Genomic DNA, 13,355 nt, shown 5'->3' with positions numbered 1-13,355 from the left:
ATGAATATCATCTAAAGGAGAGATTCACATGGGAAAACTGTATGTATTTGATCACCCGTTAATTCAACATAAGATTACATATATTCGCGATAAGAATACAGGTACGAAAGATTTTCGTGAATTAGTGGACGAAGTAGCAAGTTTAATGGCTTTCGAAATTACTCGCGACCTTCCACTTAAGGACATTGAAATTGAAACACCTGTAAGCAAAGCGACAACAAAAGTGATCGCTGGTAAAAAACTTGGTTTAATTCCGATTTTACGTGCAGGTTTAGGAATGGTTGATGGAATTCTGAAATTAATTCCAGCAGCAAAAGTAGGACACGTTGGTTTATACCGTGACCCTAAAACATTGCAACCGGTAGAATACTATGTGAAACTTCCAACGGATGTAGAAGAGCGTGACTTTATCGTACTAGATCCGATGCTAGCAACAGGTGGTTCTGCGGCTGAAGCAATTAACTCTCTGAAAAAGCGCGGTGCGAAACAAATTAAATTAATGTGTATCGTTGCAGCTCCAGAAGGGGTAAAAGTAGTACAAGAAGAACATCCTGATGTTGATATTTATGTAGCAGCATTAGATGAGAAATTAAATGACCACGGATATGTAGTACCAGGTCTTGGTGATGCTGGTGACCGTTTATTCGGAACGAAGTAAGACAACTGACGAGCAGGGGAGATTCCCCAGCTCGTCTTTTTTGTTGTAAGCAAGTAGGGGAGGGGGAGAGGATAAATATACATCGTATATACAACATAAGCTGCATACACCTCACATATAATATAGAAGTCTTACGTCTGAGGAACACTATATTATGGAAGAAAAGCGTTATATCTCGAAAATATAATAGTGACAAACTTGTGAACATTTCCTTCTATTATAAAGAGAAAACTGTTAGGAATTGCATATATGTAACCAGTATTTAGAAGGGGAACGTTTTCATTTTTGGGAGGAAATGCCTAATACTCAAATTTTTAGATTTTTTACGATTTCTCGTTGACACTGTTAATACCCTATTGTATGCTAACAACGGGGATAGATGGTAGGGCTTTCAGTGACAAAATTACATCTATTCCGTGACGAAAATGTAAACTTTTTGTTTTGTATAGGATTTATGCAAAAAAATGAGTTATTATTAACACATCGTGAATGAGGGTTACATATTGGAGGGATGAATCCTTGCAAAAAAACGATCGCAGCCATATAAAAGCTTATGCTTTAATGTCAGGTATTCTTGCTCAATTAGTCGGTTCTATTCTTGTTGGAATCTTTGGTGGGCAGTGGATTGATAATAAGGTTGGAACGTTTCCGTTGTTTCTTATTATAGGGTTATTACTCGGACTAGGAACAGGGGTATACGCAATGATTCGACTCATTCGACATTACTATTCGGGAGAGCAATGATGATAGACGTACATGGACTTGTCCAAAGACAAAAGAAATATATGTACTACTTGCTTGCGCTTCTAGTGCTAGGATGGGGATTTACCTCTTACAAGGATGTATTTCTTGGACTGATTATCGGGACGATTTTCAGTTTTCTTAGTTTGCGCATCATTGCACGTAGAACAGACAAGCTGCTAGATCGCGTAACAAATGGAGAAAACGTGAAGTTCAAGGCAACAGCGGTAAGTACATATTCAAGATTCGCCACGATTGGGTTATTAATTTTATTTGCAGCCAAATATCAAGAGTTAATCGCGATGTGGGGCCTAGGTGTAGGATTGCTGACAGGATACCTTGTCATGATCATAGATTTTATTTATTTAGAGTATAAGAGCAGGGAAGAGAGGTGAATTACTAGTGGAACACGGTAGATTAGTTGAATTTCTAGGTTTAACGTTCGATTTGTCGTCAGTTATGATGGTTACTGTAGCAGCAGTTATTGTTTTCTTAATCGCTGTTATCGGAACTCGCAGCTTAGCTCTTCGCCCAACAGGAATGCAAAACTTCATGGAATGGGTGTTTGACTTCGTGAAAGGGATTATCAATAGTACGATGGACTGGAAAACAGGTGGACGTTTCTTAACGCTTGGCGTTACGCTTATCATGTTTATCATCGTATCGAACTTCCTTGGTTTACCATTCATGTATTCAGCAACTGAAGCTGGCGAACATATTGCATGGTGGAGATCACCAACGTCTGATCCAGCAGTTACATTAACATTAGCCGTGATGGTAGTTACCCTCACCCATTATTATGGAATTAAGATGAAGGGTACGAAAGAGTACGTAAAAGGTTATTTCCAACCTATGAAATTCTTATTCCCATTAAAGGTTATTGAGGAGTTTGCTAACACATTAACGTTAGGTCTTCGTTTATTTGGTAACATTTATGCAGGTGAGATCTTATTAGGATTACTTGCTAAGTTGGGCGGAGCATCAGTCCTTGGGGCAGTAGGTGCGCTTGTACCAATGTTAGCATGGATGGGATTCAGTGTATTCGTTGGATCAATCCAAGCATTTATTTTCGTTATGTTAACGATGGTTTATATGGCTCATAAAGTAAGCCATGACCATTAATATAATTTAAGTAAGAAAAAATTTATTTTTTTATAATACAAAGGAGGACAAATTAAATGAGTTTAGGTGTAATCGCAGCTGCAATTGCAATTGGTTTATCAGCATTAGGTGCAGGTATTGGTAACGGTCTTATCGTATCACGTACAATCGAAGGTGTTGCTCGTCAACCAGAACTAAAAGGCGCACTTCAAACAATTATGTTCATCGGGGTTGCTTTAGTTGAGGCACTTCCAATCATCGGTGTAGTTATTGCTTTCATCGTAATGAACAAATAAGGGAGACTCCCCTTACATAGATGGCGAAGAGTGTTTTTCCGAACTTTCTTCGCCATTGCTTTATGAATGAAACGTATGTCTTTTTTTTTCATATGATCAATTTAGATATTTTGAAGGGAGTGAATCCTTGTGCCAACTTTATTATTAGGTGCTGCCATTCCATTTGGAACGATTGCTTATACATTGTTCATTTTCTTACTTCTATTAGTAATGCTACGCAAATTTGCGTGGGGTCCTTTAATGGGAATTATGAAAGAACGTGAAGAGCATGTTACTAATGAAATCGACGCTGCAGAAAGAAGTAATGCTGAGGCGAAGAAGTTAGTAGAAGAACAACGTGAAATGTTAAAACAATCACGTGTTGAAGCACAAGAGTTAATCGAAAGAGCGAAAAAGCAAGCTGTAGATCAAAAAGATGTTATTGTTGCTGCTGCGAAAGAAGAAGCAGAATCAATTAAAGCATCTGCTGTACAAGAAATTCAACGCGAAAAAGAGCAAGCAATTGCTGCTTTACAAGAACAAGTTGCTTCTTTATCTGTTCAAATTGCTTCTAAAGTAATTGAAAAAGAATTAAAAGAAGAAGATCAAGTGAAGTTAATTCGCGATTATATTAAAGAAGTAGGAGAAGCGCGATGAGCAATGGGATTGTAGCAAAACGTTATGCTGTCGCTCTTTTTAAAATTGCTAAAGAAAAACACGTATTAGAAATGTTTGAAGAGGAATTACGCCTTGTACAAAACGTTTATGTAAAGAACGGAGAACTACATAGCTTTTTAACGCAACCGAACATTTCAAAGGAACAAAAGAAAACGTTTCTTGCAAACGTATTCGGATCTGTTTCTGAATCTATTTTAAATACGTTATATATTTTAATTGATAACAAACGCATTGATATCTTACCTGAAATTGCAGATGAATATGTTGTTCTTGCTAATGAAGAACGTAACGTAGCGGACGCAACTGTATATTCTACTCGTCTTCTATCAGAAGAAGAGAAGCTTAACATTGCAGAAGCATTTGCGAAGAGAACAGGAAAAGATGCAATTCGGGTGAAAAATGTTGTAGATGAAGATTTACTAGGCGGCATTAAAGTACGTATTGGAAATCGCATTTATGATGGAAGTTTACAAGGAAAATTAGCACGTATTCAGCGTGAATTAATGAAGAATAGATAGGGGTGAAGCACATGAGCATCAGAGCTGAAGAAATTAGCGCACTGATAAAGCAACAAATCGAGAACTATCAGTCTGAAATCGAAGTTAGTGATGTTGGTACAGTTATCCAAGTTGGTGACGGTATCGCGCGTGCTCATGGTCTTGATAACGTTATGGCTGGTGAACTTGTAGAGTTCTCTAACGGCGTTATGGGACTAGCACAAAACTTAGAGGAAAATAACGTAGGTATTATCATTTTAGGACCTTACACAGAAATTCGTGAAGGTGACGAAGTTCGTCGTACTGGTCGCATCATGCAAGTACCGGTAGGAAAAGAACTAATTGGTCGTGTTGTAAACCCATTAGGTCAACCAGTTGATGGTTTAGGCCCAATCAATACAACAAACACTCGTCCAATTGAAAGTCCAGCACCAGGTGTAATGGATCGTAAATCTGTTCATGAGCCACTTCAAACAGGTATTAAAGCGATCGATGCTCTTGTACCAATTGGCCGTGGTCAACGTGAGTTAATCATCGGTGACCGTCAAACTGGTAAAACAGCGGTTGCGCTTGATACAATCATTAACCAAAAAGATGAAGATATGATTTGTATCTATGTAGCAATTGGACAAAAAGAATCAACTGTACGTAACGTAGTAGAAACACTACGTAAGCACGGTGCATTAGAGTACACAATCGTTGTAACTGCATCTGCTTCTCAACCAGCTCCATTATTATACCTAGCTCCTTACGCTGGTGTAACAATGGGTGAAGAGTTCATGTACAATGGTAAACACGTATTAGTAGTATATGATGACTTATCAAAACAAGCAGCGGCTTACCGTGAGCTGTCATTACTATTACGTCGTCCTCCAGGTCGTGAAGCTTACCCAGGGGATGTATTCTACTTACATTCTCGCTTATTAGAGCGTGCAGCAAAATTAAGTGATGCAAAAGGCGGCGGTTCTTTAACTGCACTACCTTTCATCGAAACACAAGCAGGGGACGTATCAGCATACATCCCAACAAACGTAATTTCTATTACGGATGGACAAATCTTCTTACAATCTGACCTATTCTTCTCTGGCGTACGTCCAGCGATCGATGCGGGTACTTCTGTATCTCGTGTAGGTGGATCTGCTCAGATTAAAGCAATGAGTAAAGTATCAGGTACACTTCGTCTTGACCTTGCATCTTACCGTGAGTTAGAAGCGTTCGCTCAGTTCGGTTCTGACCTTGATAAAGCAACTCAAGCGAAATTAAACCGTGGTGCTCGTACTGTTGAGGTATTAAAACAAGGATTACACAAACCATTACGTGTAGAGAAACAAGTTATCATTCTTTACGCTTTAACACGTGGATTCCTAGATGATATCCCAGTAGTAGATATCACTCGTTTCGAAGAAGAATTCCATGCTTGGTTAGATTCTAATGCGACTGACTTATTAGAAGAAATCCGCACAACTAAGAAACTTGCGGATGACGACAAATTTGCAGCAGCAATCAATGGATTTAAAAAAGTATTTGTAGCTTCTGAATAATAAAAGCGGAAGCGGCTCGTTCTGAATGTGAGGGGGATGGAGCTTCTGACGAAGAGGCGGTGTTTGCCTCGTAGGAAGAAGTGAAGCCACCGAGCATTCAAGCCGCTGGAGCTAGATAGTATATATAAAAGGCATCTCGGGCTCTGAGATTGCTGACGGTTATGTAAAGGAAAAGAGTAGGTGCACCTATTCTTTTCCTTCAATCATGAGCAAGAATATCTTGCAACGTAGATTAGGAAGAGGATTCTTACTAATCGTGCCAACTTCCGGAAAAAAGGTGGTGAAAACCTGTGGCATCTTTACGCGATATAAAAGCGAAGATTAACTCGACAAAGAAAACGAGTCAAATTACGAAAGCGATGGAGATGGTATCTGCATCTAAGTTAAACCGTGCAGAGCAAAATGCTAAATCTTTCGTTCCGTATATGGAAAAGATTCAAGAAGTAGTAGCGAGCATTGCGCAAGGAAGTAAAGGAATTAATCATCCGATGCTAAATGCGCGTCCTGTAAAGCGTACAGGATACATCGTTATTACATCTGATCGCGGACTAGCAGGTGGTTATAACAGTCACGTATTACGTACAGTAAGTAACGTAATTCGTGAACGTCATAATATGGATTCAAACCAATATTCAATTATTGTGCTTGGACGACTAGGACGTGATTATTTAAAACGTCGCGGCTTTAACATCATTGATGAAGTAGTTGGACTATCTGACCACCCATCATTTACTGATATTAAAGACCTTGCTTCTCGAGCAATTGCGATGTTCGCAGATGGTGCTTATGATGAGCTGTACATTTACTACAACCATTACGTAAGTAAAATTTCACAAGAGGTAACGGAAAATAAAATTTTACCGCTTACTGATGTGGCGTCTGACAAACCGACGACAGCTTATGAATTCGAACCTTCTGAAGAAGAAATTTTAAAAGTACTATTGCCACAATACGCAGAAAGCTTAGTGTACGGTGCATTACTAGACGGTAAAGCAAGTGAACACGCAGCGCGTATGACAGCAATGAAGAGTGCTACAGACAACGCAATGGAAGTTATCGATTCACTTACACTTTCATTCAACCGTGCGCGTCAGGCAGCGATTACGCAAGAAATTACGGAAATCGTTGGTGGAGCAGCAGCGTTAGAATAGTATTAAAAGGCGGAAGCGGTTCGTTCAGAATGAGAGGGGGATGGAGCTTTTGACGTAGAGGCGATTTGTGCCTCGTAGGAAAAAGCGAAGCCACCGAACATTCTAACCGCTGGAGCTGGATTCAATAAAAAGTGTAGGTGGCTTGCTCAGAAGGGGAGGGCATTGGAACTCCTGACAAAGAGGTGTTCTTTGCCTCGTAGGAAGGGGTGAAATGACCGACCCTTCTAGCCACCGGAGCTAGATTCAATAAAAAGCGGAAGCGGCTCTGTCAAAAGAGTCGCGTAAGCTATAAACCAATAAAAAATTAAAAGCTAGCTGCTCGTAGAAAGTTGGCTAATTAAAAGAAAGCTAGGAGGGAACCCGATGAATAAAGGGCGCGTTACGCAAATCATGGGTCCGGTTGTAGACGTTAAGTTTGATGGCGGAAAGCTACCAGAAATCTACAACGCCCTTACGGTAAAACAAAGCAACGAAAACGGAAGTATTAACTTAACATTTGAAGTTGCACTTCATTTAGGTGATGATACAGTTCGTACAGTTGCAATGTCTTCCACAGATGGACTTGTTCGTGGCACAGAAGTAGAAGATACTGGTAAACCAATCTCTGTACCAGTTGGTGATGTAACACTTGGTCGCGTATTTAACGTATTAGGTGATGCAATTGACTTAGATGGTGAGGTTCCTGCAGATGTACATCGTGATCCAATTCACCGTCAAGCACCTGCATTCGAAGAATTATCTACTAAAGTAGAAATTCTTGAAACGGGTATTAAAGTAGTAGACTTACTTGCTCCTTACATTAAGGGTGGTAAGATCGGCCTATTCGGTGGTGCCGGCGTAGGTAAAACAGTATTAATTCAGGAATTAATTAACAACATCGCACAAGAGCACGGTGGTATCTCTGTATTCGCTGGTGTAGGTGAGCGTACTCGTGAGGGTAATGACTTATACCACGAAATGAGCGATTCTGGCGTAATCAAGAAAACTGCGATGGTATTTGGACAAATGAACGAGCCACCTGGAGCACGTCAACGTGTTGCATTAACAGGTTTAACAATGGCTGAGCATTTCCGTGATGAGCAAGGACAAGACGTACTTCTGTTCATCGATAACATCTTCCGTTTCACGCAAGCGGGTTCTGAAGTATCTGCCCTTCTTGGTCGTATGCCATCTGCGGTAGGTTACCAACCAACACTTGCAACAGAAATGGGTCAATTACAAGAGCGTATTACATCTACAAATAAAGGGTCTATCACGTCTATCCAAGCGGTATATGTACCAGCCGATGACTATACTGACCCAGCACCAGCTACAACGTTCGCTCACTTAGATGCAACAACAAACTTAGAGCGTCGTTTAACGCAAATGGGTATTTACCCAGCCGTAGATCCATTAGCATCTACATCTCGTGCACTTTCTCCAGAAATCGTAGGAGAAGAACATTATGAAGTAGCTCGTCAAGTACAGCAAACTTTACAACGTTATAAAGAACTTCAAGATATCATCGCTATCTTAGGTATGGATGAGTTATCTGAAGAAGATAAGTTAGTTGTACATCGTGCTCGTCGTATTCAATTCTTCTTATCTCAAAACTTCCACGTAGCTGAGCAGTTTACAGGTCAAAAAGGTTCTTACGTACCTGTAAAGAATACAGTTAGTGGTTTCAAAGAAATTCTAGAAGGAAAATATGATGACCTTCCAGAAGATGCATTCCGCTTAGTAGGTGGCATTGAAGAAGTTATTGAAAACGCGAAGAAAATGATGGCGTAAGGCCTTAGGAGGGACGAAGTATGAAGACATTTCCAGTCAGTATTGTAACTCCTGATGGACCGGTTTACGAAAAAGAAGTAGAAATGGTAAGTGTAAAAGCAGAGAGTGGGGAAATGGGGATTTTACCAGGTCACATTCCAACTGTTGCACCATTAAAAATTAGTGCAGTTCGTCTGAAAAATGGTGGACACACTGATTATGTAGCAGTAAGCGGTGGCTTTATCGAAGTTCGTCCAGATAAAGTGACTGTATTATCATCATCTGCTGAAGAAGCAAACCATATCGATATCCATCGTGCAAATGAAGCGAAGCGTCGCGCTGAGCAACGTCTGCAAGATAAACAAGCACATGTTGACTTTAAACGTGCAGAAATGGCATTACAACGTGCTGTGAACCGTTTGAACGTTTCCGATATGAAGTAAAAAAATCCGTAAGGGCTTTGCCTTTACGGATTTTTTTGTGTATTTTATGGATAATTTTACAAAACTGGTATAATTATATTGATGCTTGTATAAGTAGAAGTGTACAACAATTTATATTTCATAAAGGGGATGAATCAATGATTGGTGAAATGAAGCGAGAAGCATTGTACTCTTTAAAGGGAAAATGGGGACTAGGTGTTGGATCAACAATTTTATATTTTATTTTAAGTTATGTTGTTTCGATGGCTGCAATGCTTATACTATTAATTCCAGGAATTATTATATTTCTCTTATTTGCTGGTTTAGTAGGTTCACTTGAAGGGCAAACAATATCAAATGGAGCAAGTGTTACATTCGGGATTTTTTATTGCATTATGATAATTTTGAGTAGTGCATCCTATGGGATTACATCATACGGTTATACAAATGTATTTTTACAGATTAGTAAACGAGAAGATGCTAAAGTAGATTACTTATTCGAAGGATTTCGTGGCTTTAAAAGAATGATGAAAACAATATGGGCAATGCTTGCAATTTTATTATATACAGGTACATGGATTCCGATATTGTTAGTAGCCTTATTTGCATTTTTTGGTGAAGAAGGAAATGCGTCGTTTGCTATTGCTATCTGTGTACTACTAGCTATTTCAATCGTTGGTATGATTGTGATGTATTTTTCTTATGCACTGACGTACTATGTGATGATTGAAAATCCAGAATATAGTGTTTCGCAGGCGATGAAGGAAAGTAAGAATCTTATGAAGGGTCATAAGTTAGATTTGTTTCTTTTATGGCTGAGCTTCATAGGATGGGCTATTTTAGCGCTTCTTACTTTTGGAATAGGATTTCTTTGGCTTAGTCCGTATATGAGTACGACGACAGCACACTTTTATCGCTATATTTCAAAAGGTGAATTTCAATAGGAACATGCTATACTAATAGAATTATTGTGTATAGGAGGCGAGGCTACGCATGATTAGTGATTTAAAAGGAGAAGCACTAGATTCATTAGAAGGAAAATGGGGATTAGCTGTTGGAGCTACACTACTCATTTCAATTCTTATCACGGCTTTTAGTTTTAGTGTTGATTGGGGATTTTCTTTGATTTTCGGTTGGCAAAAAACAAATGGTTCACTTTCAACGAATATTCTTACATTTTTTGTTACTGGACCGTTAACTTTAGGTGGATATTACCTTGGTTTAAATATCCTTCGTGAAAAGCAAGCTAGTATTGGTAATGTATTCATTTGGTTTTCAGAGGGAAAGAGATTTCTAAAATCATTTTTATTATATTTATTAGTAAATCTTTATCTTTTCTTATGGACGTTATTGTTCATTATTCCAGGTATTATTAAATCATTTTCTTATGCGATGACATACTTTATTATAAACGATCATCCTGAGTATTCACTGAACCAAGCTATTACAGAAAGTCGTCGTATGATGGATGGACATAAGATGGAGTATTTCATTTTATGTTTAAGTTTTATTGGCTGGTTTATATTAAGTTGTATTACGTTAGGGATTGGATTCTTATGGTTAATTCCATATTTCTATACGACATCTGCAGCTTTTTACGAAGAGATTGCAGAAGAATATTATGAGAAAAATATTTAGCACTAAAAAACCCCCGGTATGAATTATTTGTTCATACTGGGGGTTTTTTGTAGAAACTTTATAAACTGATTGCTAGTAAGTGGTTTACTGAAATAGTAACCTTGCATATATTTACAGTTATGTTTTTGCAGAAACTTAAGTTGTTTTTCGGTTTCAATTCCTTCGGCGACGACTGAAAGATTTAAAGTATTCGCGAGGGAAAGTATTGTAGAAACGATGGCTCGTTCTTCAGGACGATGATCAGCTAATTGTGTAAATTCTCTCGGTACTTTTAATGTGTCGATTGGAAAAATTGATAAATAAGCAAGAGAAGAGTATCCAGTACCGAAGTCATCAATGGAAGTTTGGATACCGTATTCTTTTAATTGCTTCAGTCTTAATAACGTTTCTTTCTCGTCAACCATTGCAATTCTTTCTGTTAACTCAAGTGTTACATATTTTGGATCGACTTGCACGTCGTTTAATATTTGTGAAATGCTTTCAATTAATTGATCTTGCCGGAACTCTTTTGCGGATAGATTAACACTTATTTTTAAATTTTGGTAGCCAAAGGTATGCCATATTTTTAATTGGAGACAAGCTTCTTGTAATACCCAATGTCCAAGTGGGACTACTTGTGGCGTCTCTTCTACAATTGGAATAAACTCACATGGTGAAATGTCACCTAATAGTGGGTGTTTCCAACGTATTAAAGCTTCAGCGCCGATAATTTTATTTGTTGTCGTATCAATTTGTGGTTGATAAACGAGATAAAATTCTTTGTTTACTAAAGCGATTGGCAAATCTTTTTCAATTCGAGCTTTTCGTTCCATTTTTTTATATAGTTCTTTCGTGTAAAGAGAGCTACCGTTTTTTCCTTTATTCTTTGCTTCGTACATGGCCATATCAGCATGCTGCAAAATGGATAGCGCATCTTCACCTGCTTCAGGATATATTGCAATTCCGATGCTCGGTGAGATTTGTAAATGTTGATTTTCGATTTCAAATGGCTCATTCATGGCCGTTACAATCCTATCAGCTATTTTTTGGACATCTGGCTTTTTTTTGTAATTCTCGATAAGGATTGTGAACTCATCCCCAGCTAGCCGCGCGAGTTTCATATTTGATGTTGCTATTCTTTCGAGCCTTTTTGCTACTGCGATGAGCAATAGGTCTCCTACTCGATGACCGAGGGTATCATTAATAACTTTAAAACGGTCTAGGTCGAGAAACATAACAGCAAAAGGCTTTTTCGATATTTTTGCTCGCGCAATTGCCTGTTCTAAATGTTGATGAAATGCACGTCGATTTGCAAGCTCTGTTAAAGTATCATGGTATGCTAGGAAATTAATTTGTTCTTGTTGTTGTTTGCTTTCTGTAATATCTTTAATCATTAAATAAACCCCAGAAATTTTCTCCTTTAAAAAGATCGGTACGGCGGTAACGTGCAAGTAGTAAATATCTCTGCTTTTATGGTAAGCCCGTATTTCTAAAGAGATAGAATACCCCTTTTTCACGCGATGAAAGGCGTTAATCATTTCTTCTAAATCTTCTTCGTATATGAGTGAATAGTAAGGCTGGTTTAATAATTCATTCGTTTGATAACCGAGTAAAGTAGTGCCAGCGTTATTTACTTTGAGAAAATTACCGTACAAATCTAATGTGAAGATTGGATCTGGATGATGCTCGTATAAAGATTTAAACATTTGTTGATTATGATAGAGTTCATTTTTCTGTTCTACTAAATCTTCTGTACGTAGTTTAATTTGTTTCTCGAGTTCTGAGTTGAATTGCATTTGAGCAAACAATAATATTTTATTTTGTTTTCGAACTAAGCTATGACGTATGAGAACGAAAGAGAAAGTTATTATAAGTCCGATTACTATAATAGGCGCAAAAACGTATTCAACTAATATAAAAACAATAAGCATTACTACCGAAATATACGGTAATGATAATCGGATTGATTCACCAATTTTAGGTGTTAGTAGTACTTGTTCTTGTTTTTCAGGCTCTTTTGTATGGAGAATACAGGCGATTGCTACTAACACTAAGGTTACTTGATAGAAAGGAGTAACTGTAAACATAGAATACTCTGGTATGAAGTATTTTATATAAGCATAAATCGCATCTGTAGTAGCATATAAAATTAAAGCACTGCCAAGAAGTGCACCGACCTTTTTAGGTAATAAGGATAGTGGTTTGAATAAAAGGTTGATTCCTATTAAGAGAAAGAGTAAATCAGCCATTGGATAGGTAAGTTGAACAAATATGTCGATATAGGATGTTGTAAAGATGTGAATAGTTCGTTCAATAAGTAAGTAGTAACTTAAAGTAAATTGGGCTGTAACGATAATACAAATATCACATAGCATAAAAAGTTTTTCTAATAAATCTCGGTTATAAATGATTTCGTATAGAAAGGCAAACGTAAAACTAACTAAAAAAAGTCAGATGGATCAACGAACGTATAGAAGTCTTTTACAATTAAACGCTGATAGGCAACGACTATATCACCGATAAAATAAGAGAGAGCTCCAACAGATAATATGATCCAAAATAAACGAGATAGCCCTTCTTTCATGTTTGAAAAATAAAGTATATAACTACAAGCGATAATATCAATTAATAGGGTACTCATTCCGATTAATAGCTGAAAAGGAAATGAGTATTCATATAGAAAAGGCATCGCTACGTAGTGAATCGTTATGGACAGCAATACAATGCTTATAAGAATACTTACATGTGTTTGTTTTTTCATTTATATCACCTACGGTTTCTTGAAAAGCATATATAAGTTTTATATTTATTTTGCACAATTATAGCAAGTTGTAAAGATAGATTTTAATAATTCTTGTTTCTGCCTCCCAACATATCGACATAGGAATTTGAAGTTTGCTATAATGATTATAATAGTTTCATTAT

14 protein-coding genes and 1 pseudogene are annotated in these 13,355 nt (G+C 37.7%); 14 read left to right on the top strand and 1 reads right to left on the bottom strand.

Translation table 11 applies throughout. The features are described 5' to 3' along the window. Positions 1–28 precede the first annotated feature (28 nt). The 14 genes from upp to MR169_RS00520 all read left to right on the top strand — a co-directional run bounded on the left by upp (position 29) and on the right by MR169_RS00520 (position 10,451). A complete protein-coding gene (gene upp / locus MR169_RS00585) occupies positions 29–658 on the top strand; it encodes a uracil phosphoribosyltransferase (RefSeq protein WP_000517539.1) in 630 nt (209 codons plus the stop codon). Between the two features lie 379 nt (positions 659–1,037). Next, positions 1,038–1,151 carry a DUF4024 domain-containing protein gene (locus tag MR169_RS00580; protein ID WP_000232962.1) on the top strand — a complete coding sequence of 38 codons (114 nt, stop codon included), beginning with the start codon at positions 1,038–1,040 and terminating at the stop codon, positions 1,149–1,151. A gap of 26 nt (positions 1,152–1,177) precedes the next feature. Further along, entirely contained in the window at positions 1,178–1,402 is a 225-nt protein-coding gene (locus MR169_RS00575; RefSeq protein ID WP_001171223.1) for an AtpZ/AtpI family protein, read from the top strand. Then, positions 1,402–1,794 (top strand): ATP synthase subunit I, encoded by a 393-nt coding sequence (locus MR169_RS00570; RefSeq protein ID WP_242318735.1) that lies wholly within the window; start codon positions 1,402–1,404, stop codon positions 1,792–1,794. Before MR169_RS00575 ends, MR169_RS00570 begins: the two co-directional genes overlap by 1 nt. 7 nt (positions 1,795–1,801) lie before the next feature. Further along, positions 1,802–2,521: a F0F1 ATP synthase subunit A gene (gene atpB, locus MR169_RS00565; protein WP_016118945.1), complete on the top strand. Its 720-nt coding sequence runs from the start codon at positions 1,802–1,804 to the stop codon at positions 2,519–2,521. A gap of 56 nt (positions 2,522–2,577) precedes the next feature. Further along, positions 2,578–2,796: a F0F1 ATP synthase subunit C gene (gene atpE, locus MR169_RS00560; protein WP_000052064.1), complete on the top strand. Its 219-nt coding sequence runs from the start codon at positions 2,578–2,580 to the stop codon at positions 2,794–2,796. A 129-nt stretch (positions 2,797–2,925) separates the two neighbouring features. Further along, on the top strand, positions 2,926–3,432 hold the full coding sequence (atpF, locus tag MR169_RS00555; RefSeq protein ID WP_001142618.1) for a F0F1 ATP synthase subunit B: 507 nt from the start codon (positions 2,926–2,928) through the stop codon (positions 3,430–3,432). Then, the gene (gene atpH, locus MR169_RS00550) at positions 3,429–3,971 is read left to right on the top strand and encodes a F0F1 ATP synthase subunit delta (RefSeq protein WP_000064683.1); all 543 of its coding nucleotides are present in this window, start codon (positions 3,429–3,431) and stop codon (positions 3,969–3,971) included. Before atpF ends, atpH begins: the two co-directional genes overlap by 4 nt. Before the next feature lie 11 nt (positions 3,972–3,982). After that, positions 3,983–5,491, top strand: coding sequence for a F0F1 ATP synthase subunit alpha (gene atpA / locus MR169_RS00545; RefSeq protein ID WP_000027518.1), 1,509 nt, complete (start codon positions 3,983–3,985; stop codon positions 5,489–5,491). 290 nt (positions 5,492–5,781) lie between these two features. After that, complete coding sequence (atpG, locus tag MR169_RS00540) at positions 5,782–6,642, top strand: F0F1 ATP synthase subunit gamma (protein WP_242318734.1); 861 nt, start codon at positions 5,782–5,784, stop codon at positions 6,640–6,642. Positions 6,643–7,005: 363 nt separating this feature from the next. Continuing rightward, positions 7,006–8,412: a F0F1 ATP synthase subunit beta gene (atpD, locus tag MR169_RS00535; protein ID WP_001032593.1), complete on the top strand. Its 1,407-nt coding sequence runs from the start codon at positions 7,006–7,008 to the stop codon at positions 8,410–8,412. A 20-nt stretch (positions 8,413–8,432) separates the two neighbouring features. After that, positions 8,433–8,834, top strand: a complete 402-nt coding sequence (gene atpC / locus MR169_RS00530) for a F0F1 ATP synthase subunit epsilon (protein ID WP_000847211.1) — start codon at positions 8,433–8,435, stop codon at positions 8,832–8,834. A gap of 35 nt (positions 8,835–8,869) precedes the next feature. Next, positions 8,870–9,757 carry a DUF975 family protein gene (locus MR169_RS00525; RefSeq protein ID WP_016118944.1) on the top strand — a complete coding sequence of 296 codons (888 nt, stop codon included), beginning with the start codon at positions 8,870–8,872 and terminating at the stop codon, positions 9,755–9,757. Positions 9,758–9,806: 49 nt separating this feature from the next. Next, positions 9,807–10,451, top strand: coding sequence for a DUF975 family protein (locus MR169_RS00520; protein ID WP_000622467.1), 645 nt, complete (start codon positions 9,807–9,809; stop codon positions 10,449–10,451). 23 nt (positions 10,452–10,474) lie between these two features. Here the strand turns inward: MR169_RS00520 and MR169_RS00515 are convergent. Next, a pseudogene (locus MR169_RS00515) lies at positions 10,475–13,191 on the bottom strand (putative bifunctional diguanylate cyclase/phosphodiesterase). Positions 13,192–13,355: the final 164 nt, after the last annotated feature.

Origin of the sequence: Bacillus cereus group sp. BfR-BA-01349 (assembly GCF_022663795.1) — a bacterium.
GTDB lineage: Bacteria > Bacillota > Bacilli > Bacillales > Bacillaceae_G > Bacillus_A > Bacillus_A cereus.
Note: the sequence above shows the minus strand (reverse complement) of the source record. Positions and strands in the feature narration are given on the sequence as shown.

Bases quoted from the DNA above. Each gene is read 5' to 3' on its own strand.
- atpH (WP_000064683.1), top strand. From the start codon at position 3,429: ATGAGCAATGGGATTGTAGCAAAACGTTATGCTGTCGCTCTTTTTAAA.
- MR169_RS00570 (WP_242318735.1), top strand. From the start codon at position 1,402: ATGATAGACGTACATGGACTTGTCCAAAGACAAAAGAAATATATGTAC.
- atpD (WP_001032593.1), top strand. From the start codon at position 7,006: ATGAATAAAGGGCGCGTTACGCAAATCATGGGTCCGGTTGTAGACGTT.
- atpA (WP_000027518.1), top strand. From the start codon at position 3,983: ATGAGCATCAGAGCTGAAGAAATTAGCGCACTGATAAAGCAACAAATC.
- MR169_RS00520 (WP_000622467.1), top strand. From the start codon at position 9,807: ATGATTAGTGATTTAAAAGGAGAAGCACTAGATTCATTAGAAGGAAAA.
- upp (WP_000517539.1), top strand. From the start codon at position 29: ATGGGAAAACTGTATGTATTTGATCACCCGTTAATTCAACATAAGATT.
- atpE (WP_000052064.1), top strand. From the start codon at position 2,578: ATGAGTTTAGGTGTAATCGCAGCTGCAATTGCAATTGGTTTATCAGCA.
- MR169_RS00580 (WP_000232962.1), top strand. From the start codon at position 1,038: ATGGTAGGGCTTTCAGTGACAAAATTACATCTATTCCGTGACGAAAAT.
- atpC (WP_000847211.1), top strand. From the start codon at position 8,433: ATGAAGACATTTCCAGTCAGTATTGTAACTCCTGATGGACCGGTTTAC.